Origin of the sequence: Bradyrhizobium sp. MOS002 (assembly GCF_003020115.1) — a bacterium.
Taxonomy (GTDB): Bacteria; Pseudomonadota; Alphaproteobacteria; order Rhizobiales; family Xanthobacteraceae; genus Bradyrhizobium.
The window spans coordinates 142,053-162,453 of record NZ_PYFX01000011.1 but is presented as its reverse complement, the minus strand read 5'-3'; the positions used below and the strand labels follow the sequence as shown (position 1 = coordinate 162,453).

Annotated in this window: 14 protein-coding genes; 4 read left to right on the top strand and 10 right to left on the bottom strand. The window is 65.3% G+C overall.

The features are described from left to right. Nucleotides 1-21 precede the first annotated feature (21 nt). The gene (locus C7G41_RS26970) at nt 22-2,304 is read right to left on the bottom strand and encodes a spermidine synthase (protein ID WP_106945362.1); all 2,283 of its coding nucleotides are present in this window, start codon (nt 2,302-2,304) and stop codon (nt 22-24) included. Between the two features lie 250 nt (nt 2,305-2,554). On the opposite strand from C7G41_RS26970, the gene C7G41_RS26965 reads away from it, so the two are divergent. Beyond that, the gene (locus C7G41_RS26965; protein ID WP_106945361.1) at nt 2,555-4,165 is read left to right on the top strand and encodes an NAD(P)/FAD-dependent oxidoreductase; all 1,611 of its coding nucleotides are present in this window, start codon (nt 2,555-2,557) and stop codon (nt 4,163-4,165) included. Nucleotides 4,166-4,436: 271 nt separating this feature from the next. Here the strand turns inward: C7G41_RS26965 and C7G41_RS26960 are convergent, their stop codons facing one another. Next, entirely contained in the window at nt 4,437-4,592 is a 156-nt protein-coding gene (locus C7G41_RS26960) for a Flp family type IVb pilin (RefSeq protein WP_085349137.1), read from the bottom strand. A gap of 163 nt (nt 4,593-4,755) precedes the next feature. On the opposite strand from C7G41_RS26960, the gene C7G41_RS26955 reads away from it, so the two are divergent. Beyond that, nucleotides 4,756-5,640, top strand: coding sequence for a 50S ribosomal protein L11 methyltransferase (locus tag C7G41_RS26955; RefSeq protein ID WP_106945360.1), 885 nt, complete (start codon nt 4,756-4,758; stop codon nt 5,638-5,640). 24 nt (nt 5,641-5,664) lie between these two features. Here the strand turns inward: C7G41_RS26955 and C7G41_RS26950 are convergent, their stop codons facing one another. Continuing rightward, a complete protein-coding gene (locus C7G41_RS26950; protein ID WP_106945359.1) occupies nt 5,665-5,844 on the bottom strand; it encodes a hypothetical protein in 180 nt (59 codons plus the stop codon). A 188-nt stretch (nt 5,845-6,032) separates the two neighbouring features. On the opposite strand from C7G41_RS26950, the gene C7G41_RS26945 reads away from it, so the two are divergent. Both C7G41_RS26945 and C7G41_RS26940 read left to right on the top strand, forming a co-directional pair. Next, nucleotides 6,033-7,862, top strand: coding sequence for an aminopeptidase P family protein (locus C7G41_RS26945; protein ID WP_106945358.1), 1,830 nt, complete (start codon nt 6,033-6,035; stop codon nt 7,860-7,862). Nucleotides 7,863-8,180: 318 nt separating this feature from the next. After that, on the top strand, nt 8,181-9,455 hold the full coding sequence (locus C7G41_RS26940; protein WP_106945357.1) for a multidrug effflux MFS transporter: 1,275 nt from the start codon (nt 8,181-8,183) through the stop codon (nt 9,453-9,455). Between the two features lie 157 nt (nt 9,456-9,612). Here C7G41_RS26940 and ligA read toward each other — a convergent pair whose 3' ends face one another. From ligA to C7G41_RS26905, 7 genes are all read right to left on the bottom strand, one after another. Beyond that, nucleotides 9,613-11,766, bottom strand: a complete 2,154-nt coding sequence (gene ligA / locus C7G41_RS26935; RefSeq protein ID WP_106945356.1) for an NAD-dependent DNA ligase LigA — start codon at nt 11,764-11,766, stop codon at nt 9,613-9,615. 161 nt (nt 11,767-11,927) lie between these two features. Continuing rightward, nucleotides 11,928-13,601, bottom strand: coding sequence for a DNA repair protein RecN (recN, locus tag C7G41_RS26930; RefSeq protein ID WP_106945355.1), 1,674 nt, complete (start codon nt 13,599-13,601; stop codon nt 11,928-11,930). A 13-nt stretch (nt 13,602-13,614) separates the two neighbouring features. Continuing rightward, nucleotides 13,615-14,520 carry an outer membrane protein assembly factor BamD gene (locus tag C7G41_RS26925; RefSeq protein ID WP_106945354.1) on the bottom strand — a complete coding sequence of 302 codons (906 nt, stop codon included), beginning with the start codon at nt 14,518-14,520 and terminating at the stop codon, nt 13,615-13,617. A 280-nt stretch (nt 14,521-14,800) separates the two neighbouring features. Next, the gene (gene lpxC, locus C7G41_RS26920) at nt 14,801-15,763 is read right to left on the bottom strand and encodes a UDP-3-O-acyl-N-acetylglucosamine deacetylase (protein ID WP_106945353.1); all 963 of its coding nucleotides are present in this window, start codon (nt 15,761-15,763) and stop codon (nt 14,801-14,803) included. A gap of 360 nt (nt 15,764-16,123) precedes the next feature. Continuing rightward, nucleotides 16,124-17,929, bottom strand: coding sequence for a cell division protein FtsZ (ftsZ, locus tag C7G41_RS26915; protein WP_106945352.1), 1,806 nt, complete (start codon nt 17,927-17,929; stop codon nt 16,124-16,126). An 87-nt stretch (nt 17,930-18,016) separates the two neighbouring features. Next, entirely contained in the window at nt 18,017-19,339 is a 1,323-nt protein-coding gene (ftsA, locus tag C7G41_RS26910) for a cell division protein FtsA (RefSeq protein ID WP_106945351.1), read from the bottom strand. Then, nucleotides 19,336-20,364, bottom strand: a complete 1,029-nt coding sequence (locus tag C7G41_RS26905; protein WP_106945350.1) for a cell division protein FtsQ/DivIB — start codon at nt 20,362-20,364, stop codon at nt 19,336-19,338. The genes ftsA and C7G41_RS26905 overlap by 4 nt, the downstream gene beginning before the upstream one ends. Nucleotides 20,365-20,401: the final 37 nt, after the last annotated feature.

Here is a 20,401-nt window from a genome sequence, read left to right as displayed (position 1 = left end):
CATCCGGGCTACGAAGTATCCCTACTCCCCGTCCCTCAAACGCCGGTACAGCGCGCCCAAAATGTTGGAGTAGTCGTCGGTCCAGACCCGCACCCTGTCGTCGGCTTCGGTCTGCTCCCATGATTTCGACGATGCGAGCCTGCCGACGTCGGCATCCTCGCGGGCGGAGATGACGACGTCGGTCGAGAAGATGTAGTCACCATCGCGCCCCGAATCCTCGTTGTAGACCCAGCTCTTGAGATCATTGGCATCGGCGATGCCGACGACGACGGTCTCCAGATCGAGGTGGCGGTTGGAGACGTGCATCACCACGGCGCCGTGCGGAGCGAGCTTGTCCTTGTAGATCTTCATCGCCTCTTCGGTCGCGAGATGGATCGGGATCGCATCGGACGAATAGGCGTCGACGATGATGAGATCATAGGCGCCGTCCGGCTCCTTGGCGAAGGTGAGGCGGGCATCGCCGATCACCGGCTTCAGGCCCGGCATGCAGCTCGAAATGTAGCGGAAATTTTTCGGATCGCTTGCCGCGTCGACCATGGACTGGTCGATTTCGAAGAAGGTCCAGCTCTCGCCGGGCTCGGCGGCGCAGGCGAGCGTGCCCGATCCGACGCCGATTGCGGCAACCTTCAGCGGCGCGCCCTTGCGCTCGCGGATCGCCGTGACGGCCTGACCGATGCCGCCGTCCTTGTGATAGTAGGTGATCGGCTCGGGCCGGCCGGTAACCGGGGTGCCGTCATTGTTGAGGAAGCGCTCGGCGCCGTGGATCGTGGTGCCGTGCATCAACACATGGAAATAGCCGCCGGGCGTCACCACGATCTTGTGCACGCCGAAGAAGCTGCGCACCGTGGTGACGCGGCCTTCGTCCGCCGGATAAATGCGGATCAACGCCAGCGCGAGCGCGACGGTGGCGAATATCTTCCAGCGGCCCGCGTTGACCGCCAGCGCCAGCAGCGCGGCGAGCACGCCGACGCCGCCGGCCGCCCAGACGCGGTGATCCTCGAACCAGGTCGACAGCCCGCCCGTCGTGGTGGACGGCACAACGAGCACGACGGCGAGCGCGGCAAGCGCCAGCCAGTACCATTTGACGATGCCCGACAGCCGCTCGTTCGCGGGCGGCCGGCACAGCGCGGCAAGCGCAACCAGGATCGGATATTCGGCGATCCAGGAGAATGTGAACGGCGCGACGAGCCCTGCGAACAGGCCGCCGACCATGCCGCCGAACGACAGCGCGACATAGAATCCGGTGAGATATTTCGCGGCCGGCCGGGTCCGCGCCAATTCGCCGTGGCAGGCCATCGCGATGATGAAGAAGCACAATTGATGGCCGCCGAGCGTCAGCAGCAGGTTCTGTTCGCCCCCGAACGCCAGCAGGAAGACGACGCCCGCGATCGCGACCGGCTGGAGCATCTGCATCCATTTGTGCGGCAGCAGCGGCCGCGACTGGAACACCACCACCCAGGTCAAGAGGTACAGCGAGAGCGGCAGCACCCACAGCAGCGGCGCTGCCGCAACATCGGTCGAGATGTGCGCGGTAACGGCGATGAGCAGGCCGGACGGCACTCCGGCGAGGAATATCCAGCGCAGTCGCGTCATGAAACCGGGCGCCGGCGCATGCAAATCCTCGGTTCGCGCATCGACCATGGCCAGCTTCGGCGAGCGCAACAGCAGCACGCCGCATGCGGCGATCAGGAGGATCAGAATGCCGTAACCGCCGGTCCAAAGCCGGTTCTGCGTGTGCAGCGTGAACATCGGCTCCAGCAGGAACGGATAGGACAGCAGGGCGAGGAAGCTGCCGATGTTGGAGGACGCATAGAGGAAATAGGGATCATGTCCGGCGGGATGCCCGGTGCGGACGAACCAGGCCTGCAGCAACGGATTGTTGGCGGCGAGCGCGAAGAACGGCAGCCCGATCGAGATCACGAACAGGCCGAGCAGCCAGATCGCGTAGCCCGAAGCGGGCGGATCGCCATAGGCGGAGGCGATGCCGAGCGGCAACGTGACGAACGCCGTCATCAGCAGCAGGAGATGCACCACCACGGGAACGACGCGGTTCTTCACCTGCATCAACAAATGCGCATAGGCGTAGCCCGCCAGCAGCAGCGACTGGAAGAACACCATCGCCACCGACCACACCGCCGGCGAGCCGCCGAGCCGCGGCAGGACCATCTTCGTAAACAGCGGCTGCACCGAGAACAGCAACAGCGCGCTGACGAAGATCGCGGCGGTGTAGACCGTCAGCAGCAGCAGCCGGTTGCGTGACGAGGACGGCTGCTCCGTCGCGGCGGGTTGCACGATCGAATCCATGGAAGCTCCGGCATCTCCCCGGCGGGCGCCGGGCGCGCGCAATGGAGCACAAGGCGCCTGAACGGGCAATAAAGGGTCTCGTGATGTTGCAGCGGGGAATGCTTGATATAAGACGGTCGTTCCGGGGCGATGCGACGGGACCGCGAAGCGCGGCCCGAAGCATCAAACCCGGAACCTCGAGATTATCCGGTGCGGAGCCCGCACCACAGTTCGCGCTTCGCGCGCCCCGGAATGACACCACCAGGGAATCATGCTCGATACCGACGTCATCATCATCGGCGCTGGCCATAACGGCCTCACCTGCGCGGCCTATCTCGCGATGGCCGGCTTGCGCGTGCGCGTGGTCGAGCGCCGCAAGGTGGTCGGCGGGGCCGCGGTCACGGAGGAGTTTCATCCGGGTTTCCGCAATTCGGTCGCGGCCTACACCGTGAGCCTGCTCAACCCGCAGGTGATCCGCGACTTGAAGCTGGCCGAACAGGGCCTGCGCATCGTCGAACGGCGCGCGCAGAATTTTCTGCCCGCCCCCGACGGCAGCTATCTCCTCACCGGCGAGGGGCGAACGCAGGCGTCAGTCGCACGGCTGAGCGCGCATGACGCAAACGCGCTCGACGGGTTTTCGCGCGAGCTGGAAGATATCGCCGACGTGCTCCGGCAATTCGTGCTGCGCGCGCCGCCGAACCTGCTCGATGGTTTCGGCACGGCCTCGATCCGCGAGGCCGTCAACGCATTCCAGAGCGCCAACATCCTGCGAGGGCTGTCGCTGGAGCAGAGCCGCAGCCTGCTCGATCTCTTCACCCGCTCGGCCGGCGAGATGCTGGACGAACGTTTCGAGCATGATCTGGTCAAGGCGCTGTTCGGCTTCGATGCCATCGTCGGCAATTATGCCAGCCCCTACGCAGCGGGCTCGGCCTATGTGATGCTGCATCACGCCTTCGGCGAGGTGAACGGCAAGAAAGGCGTCTGGGGTCACGCCATCGGCGGCATGGGCGCGATCACGCAGGCCATGGCACGCGCCGCACGCGACCGCGGCGTCGTGATCGACACCGATGCGGGCGTGCGCGAGGTCATCGTCGAGCGCGACCGCGCGGTCGGCGTGGCGCTGGAGAACGGCACGACCATCCGCGCGAAATATGTCGCATCCAACGTGAATCCGAAGCTGCTGTATACGCGGCTGGTCGCCGCCGATGCCCTTCCCCAAAACTTCCTCGCCCGCATCCGGCACTGGAAGAACGGCTCCGGCACCTTCCGCATGAACGTAGCGCTGGACCGCCTGCCCTCCTTCACGGCGCTGCCAGGCGACGGCGATCATCTCACCTCCGGCACTATCCTGGCCCCTGACCTCGGCTACATGGACCGCGCCTTCCTCGATGCCCGGGCGCACGGCTGGAGCCGAGAGCCCGTCGTGGAAATGCTGATCCCATCGACGCTCGACGATACGCTCGCGCCCGCAGGACAACATGTCGCGAGCCTGTTCTGCCAGCATGTCGCGCCGGAGCTTCCAGATGGAAAGTCGTGGGACGACCATCGCGACGAGGTCGCCGACCTCATGATCGCGACTGTGGACAAATACGCGCCGGGTTTTGCGACGAGCGTGCTCGGCCGCCAGATCCTGTCACCGCTCGATCTTGAACGGCAGTTCGGCCTGCTCGGCGGCGACATCTTCCACGGCGCGCTGACGCTGAACCAGTTGTTCTCGGCCCGGCCGATGCTGGGCCATGCCGATTATCGCGGGCCCGTGAAGGGCCTCTATCACTGCGGCTCCGGCGCCCATCCCGGTGGCGGCGTCACCGGTGCCCCCGGCCACAACGCCGCGCAGGCGATCCTGAGGGATCACCGGTCGCTGTTCGGAAGCCGTGGATAAGCCTGTGGATTGGCTGTGGAGGCCTGATGGAGACCTGTGGAAAGGCGGTGGGTTACGCCCCTCCATGCCTGGTACAAGTCGGTGGAAAATCCGGGGATGAGCGCGGGATAATCCGCGGACACAGGCCGGAAAAACCAGCGGACAGCCTGTGGGCATTCTGTGAAAACCATCCCCAAAAACGACTCCGCCCGCCAGGGGCAATTCCCCCGACGGGCGCTGGTCGAAAGCAGTCGTATGGAGAAATGGCCCCGCCAGGAAATGGGAGCGGAAATTACTTCAAGGAGCTGCTAATCGAGGTGAACTTCTCGTTCATCGTGGTGCCCAGGCCGTTCACCACGGTGATGATCGCCAGCGCGATACCGGCTGCGATCAGGCCGTACTCGATTGCGGTTGCACCTGAATCGTCGGTCCAGAACTTCAAAATCATGCGCTTCAAGTCTCGCCTCCTATTCCATTTCAAGCTGTGTTGGCTGCCCAACACCCGCATATCTACGGGGTACAACCTGCGGTCGGGTTAACCTGGTTAATGCAAGTTATGAGAAAAATTGGGAACAAAAGTTCCAAAAATTGAACCGGACGGAACCCTGAGAATGCAGCCCTCCACCCATCGCGCCAGTTTTTCGATCGGCAGCGAGATCGCCGCCAAGCGCCTTGTCGACGTCCTCACCGAAGTGTTTTTCGAGGACGATGCGGCGGTCGCCGCCTTCGAGCAGCCGAACGGACAATGGGACGTCGCGCTGCATTTCGCGAACGAGCCGGACCGGGCGTGGCTGCGCGAAATGGTTGCAACCTCAGCAGGAAATGAGATCGCGGACACGCTGGCGTTCGACACCGTCGAGGCCAGGGACTGGGTCAAGTCGAGCCTGGAAGATCTGGTCCCGGTGCCGGCCGGGCGTTTCGTCGTCCACGGCAGCCATGACCGCGATCGCGTGGCGCCGAACAAGCTCACCATCGAGATCGAGGCGGCTCTCGCCTTCGGCACCGGCCATCACGGCACCACACGCGGCTGTTTACTCCTGCTTGACCATGTCCTGAAAAGCACCCGGCCCCGTCGCGTGCTCGACCTCGGCACCGGGACCGGCGTGCTGGGGATAGCGGCTGCGAAAGCGCTGCATCGCGCGGTGCTGGCCTCTGACATCGACCCGGCCTCGGTCAAGGTGGCAGCCGAGAACGCCTTGTTGAACGAGGTCGGTCACCATGTGCGAGTGATCCGCGCCACCGGCTTCGCTGCGGCCGACTTTGGCAGATGCGGTCCGTTCGACCTGGTGCTGGCCAACATCCTTGCCAATCCGTTACGGCAATTGGCGGGCCCGATGACGCGGCACCTCGCGACCGGCGGGCGCGTCATCCTCTCCGGCCTGTTGACGCATCAGGTCCCCGCCGTGATCGCCGCCTACCGCGCGCGCGGCCTCGTGCCTCTGAAGCACTTGCGGATCGAGGGGTGGAGCAGCCTGTTGCTGCGGAAGATGGGGTGAGTACGGGTGCTGCCGTAGATGCCGCTACTTTGCCGCCTTCTCGTCCCGGCGCATCGCGCGCTCGGCCTGCGAGGCGCGCCTCGCGCGGCGTTCGGCGAAACGGTCGATCATCTGGTTGATGAGGCCGCGCGGTTTCTTCGGTGTTGGCGCAGTCGGGACGCGGCGCACCGGCGGCGTAATCTTCTCAAACGTGAACGCTGGCATCGAGTGTCCCCTCGTCGTTGAGATGAACAACTTGCTCGAATTTTCCTGTTATCTGGACGTAGCGCAAGTGCCGCATCCTGTACTCCACTCAATTCGAATGGAACTTATTCAAGCACAGTCCATGCCAGATGCGACCTCAAATGCGTCTACATTGCGGACTGATCCGCATGATCCTAAAGTGATCCACCATGTTCGAAGCGCACTTCCAGACATTCGAGGAGCCCGAGGCCGGCGTCGCGTTGACGGCCCGGCTAGCCGCGCTCCGTGAAGAACTCGCCCGCCGCAAGCTGACCGGTTTCGTGATTCCACGCGCCGATCAGCAGCAGAATGAATACGTGCCGCCGTCGGAAGAGCGCCTGGCCTGGCTGACCGGTTTTACGGGCTCGGCGGGACTGGCGGTGGTGCTGACGCACGAGGCCGCAGTGTTCGTCGATGGCCGCTACACGATCCAGGCGGCCAAGCAGGTCGATTCAAGGGCCTGGGCCGTGGAATCCCTGATCGATCCCCCGCCGGAAAGCTGGATCTCGGCACACCTGAAGGCCGGCGACCGCCTCGGATTTGATCCGTGGCTGCACACTTTTGCGGCAGCCGAGCGTTTGTCCGCCGCCTGCACCAAGGCCGGTGCCGAGCTGGTCGCCGTCGACAGCAATCCGGTCGATGCGATCTGGCAAGACCGGCCACAGCCGCCCATTGCGCCGGTCACGGTGCACGGGATGCAACATGCCGGCGTGACTGAAGCCGAGAAGCTGACGCAGATCAGGAGCGAGATCGGCAAGCTCGGCGTCGATGCGTTGGTGCTGTCCGACAGCCATGCCGTGGCCTGGACTTTTAACATCCGCGGCGCCGACGTCGCGCATACGCCGCTGCCGCTGTCCTATGCGCTGGTGCCGAAGGAAGGTCGTCCCACCATCTTCATCGATCACCGCAAGCTCTCCAATCTGACCCGCGACCATCTCGAGCAGGCCGCCGACGTGCGCGAGCCCGATGCGATGGCGCCGACGCTGATGGCGCTCGCCAAGAGCGGCGGATCGATCGCGCTCGACAATGCGACCGCGGCCGACGCCCTCAGCCGGCTGATCACGGGTGCCGGCGGCAAGCCGGTGCGCGGCAGCGATCCGATCGCGCTGCTCAAGGCGGTCAAGAACACGACCGAGATCAAGGGCACGCAAACAGCGCACCGGCGCGACGCCGTGGCGCTGGCGCGCTTCCTCGCCTTCATCGATCGCGAGGCGGCAAGCGGCAAGCTCACCGAGATCGACGCGGTCGAAGCGCTGGAGACGTTCCGCCGCGACACCGGCGCGCTGAAGGACGTGTCGTTCCCGACCATATCGGGCACGGGCCCGAATGGCGCCATCGTGCACTACCGCGTGACCCGCAAGAGCAACCGGCGGATCGTGCCCGGCGATCTGCTGCTGATCGATTCAGGTGCGCAATACGAAGACGGCACCACCGACGTGACCCGCACCATGGCCGTGGGCGAGCCGACCGACGAGATGCGCGACCGCTTCACGCGTGTGCTGCGCGGCCACATCGCGATTGCGCGGGCGATCTTTCCCGACGGCGCCACCGGCGCGCAGCTCGACACGCTCGCACGGCAATATCTCTGGGCCGCCGGCGTCGATTTCGAGCATGGCACCGGCCACGGCGTCGGCAGCTACCTCTCGGTGCACGAAGGACCGGCGCGGATATCGAAGCTCGGCACCACGCCGCTGAAGCGCGGCATGATCCTGTCCAACGAGCCCGGCTACTACAAGACCGACGGTTTCGGCATCCGCATCGAGAACCTCGAACTGGTGGTCGCAGCCGACATCAAGGGCGCGGAAAAATCGATGAACGCGTTCGAGACGCTGACCCTGGCACCGATCGACCGCCGGCTGATCGATGTCGGCATGCTGGGCAAGGACGAGCTCGACTGGCTCAACGCCTACCACGCGCGCGTCAGGGCCGAGGTGCGGCCGGCGCTGGACGAGACGACGAAGGCCTGGCTAGATCAGGCCACGGCAGAGCTGAAGGTGTAAGTTCGCCATTCACGGGCTCGATGCATAGCACCACGCGATTTGCGCAAGGCTCATTTCCACCCCGCTGTCATTCCCCGCGAAGCCGGGGAATCCAGTATTCCAGAAACAGCAAAGCATGCGGAAAAGCCGCGGCGTACTGGATCGCCCGGTCAAGCCGGGCGATGACACCGAGTTTTTGACGCGAGCAACGCGCCCAATTCATCATCGCGCCGCCATTATCACCGTCCCGGAATCCGTATAGCCGCATTCCAAAACGCCGATATGCGTCTTGTGTGAGCACGCTACAGTCCGACTCGAATTTCTACGAGACGGACACGCATGCACGGCATGATCAGCAAGCCGCCGGAAACGGCGAAGAACCTCGCGACCTCGCGCGTGGTGTTGCTGCTGCTCGTCGTCATGACCGGCATCGCGCCGATCTCGCTTTACATGCTGGTTCCGGCGCTGCCGGTGCTGGCGACGACCTTTGGCAGCGACATCTCGGTCGCGCAGATGACGGTGTCGCTCTACATGGTCGGCATCGCGCTGTCGCAACTCATCATGGGACCGCTGTCGGATCGTTTCGGGCGGCGCCCGGTGCTGCTCGGAGGCCTGGCGCTGATGGTCGTCGCCAGCGTCGCCTGCATCTTCGCGGAAACGCTGCCGCAGCTGATCGCCGCGCGCTTCTTCCAGGCGCTGGGCGGCGCCGCCGGCATGGTGGTGAGCCGCGCCATCATCCGCGACATCTACCAGCGCGATCGCGTCGCCTCGATGATCAGCCTCGTCGTCGCGGCGCTGATGATCGGGCAGATGGTCTCCCCGCTCACCGGCGGCCTGATCGAAACCGCGTTCGGCTGGCGCGCGATCTTCTACGCCATCACCATCGCAGCGATCATTGTCGCCGTCGGTATCGCATTCGCACTGCCCGAGACACGCCGAGATCGCGCCGCCGGCAGCGGCTTTCGCGGCGATGTCGGCATCCTGATCCGCAACCGCGCCTTCGTCGGCTACGTGATGTGCCAGGTGCTGGCCTCGCAGATCATCTTCACCTTTGCCGGCGGCGGCCCGTATATCGTGGTGACGCAGATGGGCAGGACCAGCGCCGAATACGGCGCGTGGTTCGCGACGACGGGTTTTGCGTATCTCGTCGGTAATCTGCTCTGCGTGCGCTTCGCGCCCCGGCATTCGCTGGAGAAGTTGATCTGGTTCGGCCTCGCGCTGCAGCTTTGCGGGAGCCTGTTGAACCTGCTCTGGAGCTTCACCGGCTGGAACGAGGCGCCGGCCTGGCTGTTCGGCACGCAGATGATCGTGATGGTCGGCAATGCCTTCGTGATGGCGAACTCGGCCGCCGGCGCGATCAGCATCCGTCCCGAGGCCGCCGGCACCGCCTCAGGTGCAATGGGCTTCCTCCAGCAGGGCATCGGCGCGCTGATGTCGCAATTCGGCGCCTATCTCGGCGGCCATTCCACGACCACGCTGCCGCTCACCGCCGCGGTGCTGGCGATCTCCCTGCTCTGCGCCTGCACGATGATCTTCGTCGTACCCCGCCGCGAGATTATGGTGAGCGAGACGCTGATCGGGCAGGCGGAAGAGGAAGAGAGCGGGATGATGTGAGGGGTGGCGGTCGCCACGACCTCGGTGTCATCCCCCCGCGAAAGCGGGGGATCCAGTACGCCGCGGCTTTTCCGTATCCTCGCACGGTCTCTGGAATGTTGGATTCCCCGCCTTCGCAGGGAATGACGGCGGAGCAAGACGCGTCAGCGCGCCCTCCTCACTCCCCGATCAGCGCCAACCACTCGTCCTCGGTCAGCACCTTGACGCCATGCTTGTTGGCTTCCGCGAGCTTCGAACCCGCGCCGGGGCCGGCGACGACGAGATCGGTTTTCTTGGACACCGATCCGGACACCTTTGCGCCCAACCGCTCGGCGGTGGCCTTGGCCTCGTCGCGCGTCATCTTCTCCAGCGAGCCCGTGAACACCACGGTCTTGCCGGCGACGGCGGAGTTGCTCTTCGGCTTCTCGGCGTCGATGATCTCGACCTCCTTGGTCAGCCGCTCGACGATGCCGCGATTATGGCTCTCGCCGAAATAATCCGCGATGCTCTTGATCACGGTCTCGCCGATCTGGTCGAGCGCATCCATCTCGGCCATCGCCTCCTCGTCGCCCTTGGCGACCCTGAGGCTGGCATCGTGGAATGCGTCCCAGGAGCCGTAGCCGCGTGCCAGCGCCAGCCCCGTGGTCTCGCCGATATGACGCATGCCGAGCGCGTAGATAAAGCGCTCCAGCGCAATCTTCCGACGGCTCTCGATCGCGCTGAACAGATTGCGCACCGAGGTCGCGCCATAACCCTCGATGTCCTCGAGCTTGAGTTTTGCGTTACGCTTTTCCAGCGTGAAGATGTCGGCAGGCTCCTTCACAAAACCCTCGTCGAAGAAGTACTGCAGCTGCTTCTCGCCAAGACCGTCGATGTCGAAGGCGCGGCGCGACACGAACAGCTTCAAATGCTCGATCTTCTGATAGGGACAGGCGAACTCGCCGGTGCAGCGAGCGCGCGAGCCCTCTTCGCCCGCCGCCGTCTCCTCGCGCGTGACGTCGGTGTGCAACGGGCACGGGCACTTTTTCGGAAACTGGAATTCCCTGGCGGCCTTCGGCCGCTTATCGAGGACGACGTCGACCACCTGCGGGATGACGTCGCCGGCGCGCTGGATCACGACGGTGTCGCCGATCCTGATGTCGCGGCCCTCGCGCAGCACCTCGCCCTTGTTGCCGATGCCCTTGATGTAGTCCTCGTTGTGCAACGTGACGTTCTGCACGATCACGCCGCCGACGCCGACCGGTTCGAGCTTGCCCACCGGCGTGAACGAGCCGGTGCGGCCGACCTGGATCTCGATGTCGCGCAACACCGTCATGGCGCGCTCGGCGGGGAATTTGTGCGCGATTGCCCAGCGCGGCGTGCGCGAGACGAAGCCGAGCCGTTCCTGCCAGTCGATGCGATCGACCTTGTAGACGACGCCGTCGATGTCATAGTCGAGCTTTGCGCGCTGCTCCTCGATCGCATGATGAAACGCCAGCAGCTCCTCGACGGAGTGACAGAGCTTCGTCAGCGGGTTGGTCTTGAAGCCGCAGCGCTCGAACCAACCGATCATGCCGCGCTGCGTGCCGTCCGGCATCGCGCTCATCTCGCCCCAGGCATAGGCGAAGAAGCCGAGGGGGCGCGAGGCCGTGATGGTCGGATCCTTCTGCCGGAGCGAGCCCGCGGCCGAGTTGCGCGGATTGGCGAAGATGGTGCTGCCTTCCGCCTTCTGCCGCTCGTTGAGCGCGAGGAAGGCCTTCTTGGTCATGTAGACCTCGCCGCGCACCTCGCAGATGTCGGGGACGTTGCGTCCCTTAAGCTTCTGCGGCACGTCTTCGAGCGTGCGGATGTTGGCGGTGACGTCCTCGCCGACCGCGCCGTCGCCGCGAGTCGCCGCGGTGACGAGTTCACCACCCTCATAGCGCAACGACATCGAGAGGCCGTCGATCTTCGGCTCGGCGGAAAAATCGATCCTGTCGTCGTCGAGCTTCAGGAAGCGCACGATGCGGCCGACGAAGTCGCGCAGATCCTCTTCCGCAAAGGCGTTGTCGAGCGACAGCATGGGGACCGAATGCCGCACCTTCTTGAAGCGGCCTGACGGCGCAGCGCCGACTTTCTGCGACGGCGAGTCCGCGCTGACGAACTCCGGAAATCGCTTCTCGATCGCGTTGAAGCGTTCGCGCAGCGCGTCGTACTCGGCATCGGTGACGGTGGGCGCGTCGTCCTGGTAGTAGCGTTCGTTATGCCCCTCGATCTCGAGCGCGAGCCGCGTGTGGTCGACCTTGGCCTGCGCCTTGGTGAGGTCGGCGACGTCGCGAAGCGGTGTTGGTTTCGATTTTGCTGCTCTGGCCATGGTGCTTGGATACGATGGAGCGGGCGGGAGGGTAAAGGCTGGTTGAAGTCTCGCGCCCCGGACGCAGCGCAGCGCACTTTAGCGGTGCGCTGCGGAGCCGGGGCCCATCGGGGCGGCATTCTGGGTCCCGGCTCGCGCTTGCGCGCGCCCGGGAAACGAAATCAAGCCGTCGCCGCCTTGAGCAGCCGGTCTGCGGCAGCCCTCGCCTCGGCGGTGATCTCGGCGCCGGCGAGCATGCGCGCGATCTCCTCGCGGCGGTGGTCGGCGGCGAGCGCATTGACGCGGGTGGCGACGCGCTTGCCCTTGTCCAATGCGTCCTTGGAGATCAGCAGATGCTGGTCGGCACGGGCGGCGACCTGCGGGGCGTGGGTTACGGCCATCACCTGGACCTTGCCGGCGAGCCGGGCCAGCCGTCCGCCGATGGCGTCCGCGACCGCGCCGCCGACGCCGGTGTCGATCTCGTCGAAGACCAGGGTCGGCGCCGAGCCGCGGTCGGACAGCACCACCTTCAGCGCCAGCAGGAAGCGCGACAGCTCGCCACCGGAGGCGACCTTCATCAGCGGACCCGGCTTGGTGCCCGGGTTGGTCTGCACCCAGAACTCGACGCGGTCGAAGCCTTGCGGGCCTGGAGCCGCCTCGTCAGTCTCCACCTGGGTCATGAACTTTGCGCGCTCGAGCTTGAGCGGCGCGAGCTCGGCATTGACGGCCTTGTTGAGCTTCTCCGCCGATTTCTGCCGCGCCATCGACAGCTTCTCGGCGGCGGCGGCATAGCGCGCATCGGCTTCGACCGCGGCCTGCTCCAGTTTCTTCAGCCGTGAGGCGCCGGCATCGATCAGAACGACATCGGCGGCGTATTTTGCGGCCAGCGCGGCGAGCCCGTCGACTGGCGTCGAATATTTGCGCGAGGCCGCGCGCAACGCGAACAGCCGCTCCTCGATGCGTTCGAGCTCCGAGGGATCAAAATCGGTCGCGGCAAGCGCCGCCTGGAGATGCTGGTCGGCCTCCTCCAGCGCGTTGATCGCGATGTCGATCGCCTTCACCGCGGGCTCGACCAGTGCCGGCGAATTGACGCCGCGACGCTCCAGCCGGCGCACGGCGGCCGCGAGTGCAGCAACCGGCGAATGGTGGCCACCGACCGCCTCCTGCGCCTCGCGCAGGTCGGAGGCGATCTTCTCGCCCTGCATCATGGTGGTCCGACGGGACGCCAGCGAGGTCTCCTCGCCATCCCTGGGCGCGAGCTGCTTCAATTCGTCGGAGGCGTGGCGGAGGTAATCGGCTTCGCGCGCAGCGCGCTCCATGCCGGCGCGATGCTCCTCCAGCGCCGTGTTGGCGGTGCGGCGTGCGTCCCAGAGCGCTTCGATCGCCGAGACGTCCTTTTCGAGCCCGGCGAAGGCGTCGAGCAGGCGGCGGTGGGTGGCGGCATCGACAAGCGCGCGCTCGTCGTGCTGGCCGTGGATCTCGACCAAGGCAGCACCGACCGCCTTCAGCGTCTGCACGCTGATCGCCTGGTCGTTGATGAAGGCGCGGGTGCGGCCGTCGGCGAGCTGGACCCGGCGGAGGATCATCTCGCCGGTATCCTCCAGCCCGTTCTCAGCGAGGATCTTCGCTGCGGGGTGATTTTTGGGGATATCGAATACGGCGGTGACCTGCCCCTGCTCCGCGCCGTGGCGCACGAGGCCGGCATCGCCGCGGCCGCCGAGCGCCAACGCAAAGGCATCGAGCAGGATGGATTTGCCCGCACCGGTCTCGCCGGTCAAAACCGCGAGGCCCGGTGCGAATTCGATATCGAGCCGTTCGATCAGGACGATGTCACGGATCGACAGACGCGCCAGCATGGAATTCTATTTCCTAGCCGAGACCCATTTTCTTGAAGGTCTTGCTAATCCAGGACCCCTGATTCTCGCTCGGTTCGAGACCGCCTGATTTTACAAGATTATAGGCGTCCTTGTACCAGCGACTGTCAGGAAAATTGTGCCCGAGCACGGCGGCGGCCGTCTGGGCCTCACCGACGATGCCGATCGCCATATAGGCCTCGGTCAGGCGGTACAGCGCCTCCTCGACATGGCGGGTGGTCTGATATTGCGTCACCACGGCCTTGTAGCGGTTGATCGCCGCCGTGTAGTCGCGCTTCTGCGCGTAATAGCGGCCGACGTTCATTTCCTTGCCGGCGAGCTGGTCGCGCGCACCTTCGATCTTGGCCTTGGCCGAGGTCGCATATTCGGACGTCGGATATTTGCGCACCACCTCTTCCAGCGAGGCGATCGCCTTCTCGGTGCGGGTCTGGTCGCGGCTGATGTCCGGAATCTGGTCGTAATGCGAGGCGGCAATCAGATATTGCGCGTAGGCCGCGTCCGGGCTGCCGGGATGCAGCGTGACGTAGCGGGTGGCCGCGCCGATGCAGCTGTCGTAATCGCCGCCCTGGTAGGACGCGTAGGCCGACATCAGCAATGATTTGCGGGCCCAGTCGGAATAAGGATGTTGGCGGTCGACCTCTTCGAACTTCTTGTTCGCCGCCTTCATGTCCTTCTTCTCGTTCATGAGGTACAGGCCCTCATTGTAGATCTTGTCGGCGGGCTCCTCGACGAAGGTGTCGTCCTTGGCGGTGAACTTGTCCCAAAGCGCACCGGTGCCGCAGCCGGCCAGCGGCAGCGCGAGCACGAAGAGGGCGACAACCTGAAGCAGCCCACGGGCTCGAGACGAGACTTCTCGAGAAAAGACCTGAAGATATCCGCGCGTCATACGCTGTGCCGACATGAATATTGCCCTGACGCCCTGTGGTGCGGTGTCCGCCAGCCCATGAACCCCGTCCTGGGCGCGAAATATAGCCGTGGTGCCTGCCGTGCGACCACGCCGGTGTAACCGAAAAACGATCTTCAACCAACCGGATAGGCAGGCATTCCGCCCGGATTAAGGCGAACGCGCCGCAATCCTAGCCGATCATCGTTACCAGGAGTTTCCCGGGGAAAGCCGCCGCCAAACACCCATGGCAACGGGTCTCTTCAGGACCCGTCTCTCTCTAAGGAAACGTCTCTCTTCAGGAAACGTCGGGCCCGTAGACGGCGGCGATTCGGCCACCGACGATGCCGCGACCGGTTTCGACCACGGGACGCGTGGTGCGGCGGGCTGCTTCGCCCTCGACCACCCGCCAGGCGGTGCGGTCGGCGAGCAGCGCGGTCAGGACGGCGTGGTTGAGCTTGTGGCCGCCACGTACCGAGCGGTAGGCACCGAGCAGCGGCAGACCGGCCAAAGCGAGGTCGCCGATCACGTCCAGCACCTTGTGGCGGGCGCATTCGTCGGCGTAGCGCAGGCCTTCGGTGTTGAGCAGCCGCTCCTCGTCGAACACGACGGTGTTGTCGAACGAGGCGCCGAGCGCATAGCCGGCGCTCCAGAGCCGCGCGACGTCGCACATCAGACCGAAAGTCCGGGCCCGGCCGACTTCGCGGCGGAAACGCTCCGGGTTGAGGTCGAAGGCGTAGCTCTGCTGGCCGATGACAGGATTGGTGAAGTCGATCTCGACCTCGGCGCGGAACCCGTCGGCATAGGGCCTGATCTCGCCGAAGGAGTCGCCGATCTTGACCGAGATCGGCTTCAAAACCTGGATCAAGCGGCGCTGTGCCGGCTGGGTCACGATGCCGGCCTGGTCGATCGCCGCAACGAAGGCTGCCGCGCTGCCGTCCATGATCGGCACTTCCGGCCCGTCGATCTCGATGATGGCGTTGTCGACACCCATGCCCCGCAGCGCAGCAAGCACATGCTCGGCGGTGGAAACCAGCGGGCCATTGCGATCACCGAGGACGGTGGCGAAATCGGTCGCGATCACCTGCTCGGCGGTGGCCTGGACCTCGCGGTCGCTTCCCTCAAGCCCGGTACGAACAAAAACGAAGCCCGCGTCGACAGGCGCGGGTCCAAGCGTGAGCGTGACGGGAAGACCGGAATGAACGCCGACGCCTGCCACACTGGCTTGCGCACGAAGCGTTGTTTGCCGGCTAAATTTCATCAGGAACCGCCCCACTACGACCATCGCGACTTATACTGAACCTGACTGAGTGGCCTAGACCGCTCGATCCGAATCCGTATCCCCAAGTCACGGCAAACCATAGTCACTGCCTCAAACAGCGCCAACTCACGCTTTTTTACCGATTGTTACCCCAAACCCGCCGTATTCGCGCCAAGGCTTAACCAAATTAGACCGGAGTTTGGGACCGTTTTCGGCAGTTTTACTGAACCATCGAATACGTAATTAATGATTTAAAATCAGTTGCTTGGCCACGCAATCCGGATATGCACGGAGCAAAAGAAAAGGTCCCGGCAAGCTTCCCGCCGGGACCTTTTTTCGTCTGCCTTATTGTAACAATCCTCAGGTCGCCTGCCGCCGCAGGAAGGCCGGGATATCAAGATGGTCATCTCCCTGTGGCGCCGGGGCAACAGGCGCGGGACGGCCATGCATGTCCAAGCCCTGCGGCGCGGGACGACGGGCATACTCGGACACCGGCTCGGTGGAAGCGATTTGCTGCGCCACGGTCTTCTGGGGGCGGCGATCGGGCAGCGGCGGCATCGCGGGACCGGCGGTGCGGGCCGCGATCGGCGCCTCGCTCTCCTCGTCACGACGGCCGAGGCCGACATTGGCGAGGCGCTGCAGCAGCGACAGGCGGGTCTTCTGCGGGGTCTCTTCCTCGACCTCGCCGCGGGCCTGACGAAGCTCGGCCTGGGCCGGCATCGGAAGTTCCTCGATACGCGGCATCCGCGGCGTGCGGACCGGCGCACGCTCGGCCTGCGGCGGGATGAAGGTTTCCGGCGTCATCGGCTCATGCATGGCCATCGGCGCCTGCTCGGGCTCCGGGAACAGCGTGGGCTTCTGCGCGATCGGGCGCACGGTGACGTCGCCATAGGTCTGCATCGGCGCGGGGGCCTGCGGAACGTCCGCAACGGCGGCGGCGATGGCGGCGAGCGCAGCGCGCTCGACGTTCGGACGCTGAGCCGTGGGAGCGGCAGCAAACTGGCCCGATCCGGCCGCCGGGATCTGCGCTTCGAACTTCTGGGCGCGCTCGGCCATGCGCTGATTGTCGGCGCGCAGCCGCGCGGTCAGATCGGCAAGACGGCTCTCGGCGGCCGCGGCCGGAGCAGCGGGAGCCTGCTGCGCCTGCGGTGCAGGGTTCGCGACGGGAGCGCTGGTGGCCTGGCTGTTGCGCGCGATCGCGGCCTGTTCGATGCCGGTGGCGACGACCGAGACGCGGATCAGGCCGTCGAGGGCTTCGTCGAAGGTGGCGCCGACGATGATGTTGGCGTCCTGGTCGACTTCCTCGCGGATGCGGGTCGCAGCTTCGTCGACCTCGAACAAGGTGAGATCCTTGCCACCGGTGATGGAGATCAGGAGGCCCTTGGCGCCCTTCATCGAGCTATCGTCGATCAGCGGGTTGGCGATCGCGGCTTCAGCGGCGGTCAGCGCGCGCTTGTCGCCGGAGGCTTCGCCCGTGCCCATCATCGCCTTGCCCATTTCCTTCATCACCGCTCTCACGTCGGCGAAGTCGAGATTGATGAGGCCTTCCTTGACCATCAGGTCGGTGATGCAGGCAACGCCCGAATAGAGCACCTGGTCGGCCATCGCGAAGGCGTCGGCGAAGGTGGTCTTCTCGTTGGCGACCCGGAACAGGTTCTGGTTCGGGATGATCAGCAGCGTATCGACGACCTTGTGCAGCTCGTTGATGCCCGCTTCCGCGGTGCGCATGCGGCGGCCGCCCTCGAAGTGGAAGGGCTTGGTCACGACGCCGACGGTAAGGATGCCCATCTCGCGCGCGATCTTGGCGATCACGGGAGCTGCACCGGTGCCGGTGCCGCCGCCCATGCCGGCGGTGACGAACACCATGTTGGCGCCCGAGAGATGGTCGCGGAGCTCGTCCATGACTTCTTCGGCCGCCGCAGCGCCGACGACCGGCTGCGAACCCGCGCCCAACCCTTGCGTGGCGGCCGTGCCCATTTGCACGATGCGCTGCGCCTTCGACATCGTCAGCGCCTGCGCGTCGGTGTTGGCGACCACGAAGTCGACGCCCTGGAGGCCCGCCGTGATCATGTTGTTGACGGCGTTACCACCGGCGCCGCCGACGCCGAACACGGTGATGCGGGGCTTCAGTTCGTGAATATCAGGAACATTGATGCTGATGGTCATGTTTGCCTCTCGATCACGCGCGCGTGGGTTCGCCCCGGCCGGCGGCCGCGGGAGTTGGTGAAAATCGAATATTGCGGGAAGGAGTCATCAGAAGCCCTCGCGTAGCCATCGTCCGACCTTTCCGAAATACCCGCCGGTCCCCGTCCTGACCTGCTGCCGCGTATGCCGCGGTTCGACATGTTCGTGGTGAACATATTGCGGGTAGACGAGCAGTCCGGCCGGCACCGCGAAGGCGGCGTTCTTTGCCTCGTTGGGCAGCCGGCCGAAACCGAGCGGACGTCCGATCCGCACGGGCCGACCGAGAATCTGCGTTCCGAGCTCAACGAGACCGGTGAGCTGCGAGGCCCCGCCCGAAAGCACGACGCGGCCGTTGGGCTCCGAGGCGAAGGGCGAATCCTTCAGCTTGTCCCGAACCATTTCGAAGACTTCCTCGGCACGATGCTTGACGATGTTGGCGATGGTAGCGCGGGAGACGATCTGCGGCAGATCCTGCTCGTCACCGGCTGTCGGTACAGACATCAGCTCACGCGAGTCCGATCCGCCGGTGATGACGGTCCCGTATAACGTCTTGATTCGCTCGGCATCGGCAATGGTCGCGGAGAGTCCGCGCGCCAGATCCATCGTGATGTGTTGCCCGCCGACCGCAAAACCCGCGGCATGCACGAAGCGGCCGCCGGAAAAGACGGCGATCGTGGTGGTGCCCGCGCCCATCTCGACGACGGCGGCGCCGAGATCGGCCTCGTCGTCGGTCAGCACCGACAGGCCGGCCACATAGGGGCTTGCCGCCATGGCTTCGACGTTGATGTGGCAGCGCTCCACCGCCAGCATCAGGTTCCGCGCCACGGTGGCGTCGCAGGTGACGACGTTCATGTCGATGCCGAACTGATGCGCGACCATGCCGCGGGGATCGCGGATGCCCTTGACGCCGTCGAGCGTGTAGCCGACCGGCAGCGCGTGCAGAACGGTGCGGCCTTCGCCGGTGGCGTGGCGCATGCCGGTGGAGGTGACGCGGCTGACATCGGCCGGCGTCACCGCGCCGCCGCGGATGTCGGCCGCAGCTTCGACCAGCTGACCGGAGAGCCGGCCGCCGGAGACCGACAGCAGCACGGACTCGACCCGCACCTTGGCCATTTTCTCCGCAAGCCCGACGGCCTGTCGCACCGCCTGCTCGCATTCGCCGAGATCGATCACGGCGCCGGCCTTCATGCCGCGCGACTGGATCTGGCTGTAGCCGATCAGCTCCACCGCATGGGTCCGATCGCGCAGGGCTTCGCTCGGCGCCGACGGCTTCAGCCGCGCGATCATGCAGGCGATCTTGCTGGTGCCGATGTCGAGGCAGGCGACGAGGCCGCCGCGCTTGTGCGGCATCGGGCGTGTCTTCGGTGTCTGGGTGCGATCAAGACCGGTCATGCAGCGTCCCCGGCCTTTTTCTTCTTCTTGTCCTTGAACAAATCGTCGCGCGCCTTGGCGGCGTCCTCGGACAGCTGCACCACCAGCCGATCGGGCAGGCGCAGGTCGACCGCGACGATGTCGCGGGAGAACAGCCTGTCCTCCTTGTCGAGCCTGGACAGCATCGCAAGCGCGTTGCCGACGTCCTGCTCGGGCAGGCGGATGTCGAGGCCGTCCTTGAGCCTCAGGTTCCATCGCCGCTCACCGACGAAGATCGCGGCCTTGGTGATCGAATTGACCTGCGGATAGCGTGCCAGCAGAGCGAGGAAATCGCGAGCCTGCGTATCGGCGCCCTTGCCGACCACGAGCGGCAGCGACAGGAACCGGCGCGAGACATAGGGTTCGAGCACGGCGCCGTCATCGGCGATGACGGAGAGCCGGCCGGCCTCCTGCCACAGCGCGAACGCCTTGCGCTCGGTGAGCTCGATCATGAGCTGGCCCGGATACAGCTTCAGCACGGTCGCATCCGCGATCCAGGGATTGGCCTTGAGCTTGTCGCGCACGGCGTCGGCGTCGAGGAACAGCAGCGAGGACCGGCCGCTGACGCCGCCGATCGCGAGGATCTCGTCCTGGCTGAGCTGCTTGCGGCCGTTGATCACGACGGAGGTGATGCGGAAGCCGGCGGAATTCGCCAGCGCGTTGCGGGTGTCGTTGACCGCCGTGATGAAATCCTGGAGATGGCCGCCCTTGACGATACCGAAGCCGCAGCTTCCGATCAGGAGCAGCACCGTCATGCTGATCCCGACCCGGCGCGGCAGATAGCGCTCGACCAGCGCGACCAACCGCGGCGGCGGCTCGCGCTCGATAATGGCTTTAGCCCGGGTCTTTTCCTTGGCGGCAGCACGCGCGTCGTCAAGCTTTTCCTGGCGCTTGTCCTGCACCCACTCGCGCAGAAGCACGACCGCTCCGATAGCGGCCGCCTTCAGGTCAGCTTGGGGCCTCAGCGATCTAAAAAGCGACCGAGTGAGGCTTCCTGCTCCATCCATTGCACGAGCTCGTCAACAGTTTGACCGCGACATCGCG

What these genes read in the sequence shown, in the direction of transcription:
- ftsA (WP_106945351.1), bottom strand. Translation starts at nt 19,339, where the DNA reads ATGACCGGTCTTGATCGCACCCAGACACCGAAGACACGCCCGATGCCG.
- C7G41_RS26940 (WP_106945357.1), top strand. Translation starts at nt 8,181, where the DNA reads ATGCACGGCATGATCAGCAAGCCGCCGGAAACGGCGAAGAACCTCGCG.
- ftsZ (WP_106945352.1), bottom strand. Translation starts at nt 17,929, where the DNA reads ATGACCATCAGCATCAATGTTCCTGATATTCACGAACTGAAGCCCCGC.
- C7G41_RS26955 (WP_106945360.1), top strand. Translation starts at nt 4,756, where the DNA reads ATGCAGCCCTCCACCCATCGCGCCAGTTTTTCGATCGGCAGCGAGATC.
- C7G41_RS26970 (WP_106945362.1), bottom strand. Translation starts at nt 2,304, where the DNA reads ATGGATTCGATCGTGCAACCCGCCGCGACGGAGCAGCCGTCCTCGTCA.
- ligA (WP_106945356.1), bottom strand. Translation starts at nt 11,766, where the DNA reads ATGGCCAGAGCAGCAAAATCGAAACCAACACCGCTTCGCGACGTCGCC.
- C7G41_RS26905 (WP_106945350.1), bottom strand. Translation starts at nt 20,364, where the DNA reads ATGGATGGAGCAGGAAGCCTCACTCGGTCGCTTTTTAGATCGCTGAGG.
- lpxC (WP_106945353.1), bottom strand. Translation starts at nt 15,763, where the DNA reads ATGAAATTTAGCCGGCAAACAACGCTTCGTGCGCAAGCCAGTGTGGCA.
- C7G41_RS26965 (WP_106945361.1), top strand. Translation starts at nt 2,555, where the DNA reads ATGCTCGATACCGACGTCATCATCATCGGCGCTGGCCATAACGGCCTC.
- recN (WP_106945355.1), bottom strand. Translation starts at nt 13,601, where the DNA reads ATGCTGGCGCGTCTGTCGATCCGTGACATCGTCCTGATCGAACGGCTC.
- C7G41_RS26950 (WP_106945359.1), bottom strand. Translation starts at nt 5,844, where the DNA reads ATGCCAGCGTTCACGTTTGAGAAGATTACGCCGCCGGTGCGCCGCGTC.
- C7G41_RS26925 (WP_106945354.1), bottom strand. Translation starts at nt 14,520, where the DNA reads ATGTCGGCACAGCGTATGACGCGCGGATATCTTCAGGTCTTTTCTCGA.
- C7G41_RS26960 (WP_085349137.1), bottom strand. Translation starts at nt 4,592, where the DNA reads ATGATTTTGAAGTTCTGGACCGACGATTCAGGTGCAACCGCAATCGAG.
- C7G41_RS26945 (WP_106945358.1), top strand. Translation starts at nt 6,033, where the DNA reads ATGTTCGAAGCGCACTTCCAGACATTCGAGGAGCCCGAGGCCGGCGTC.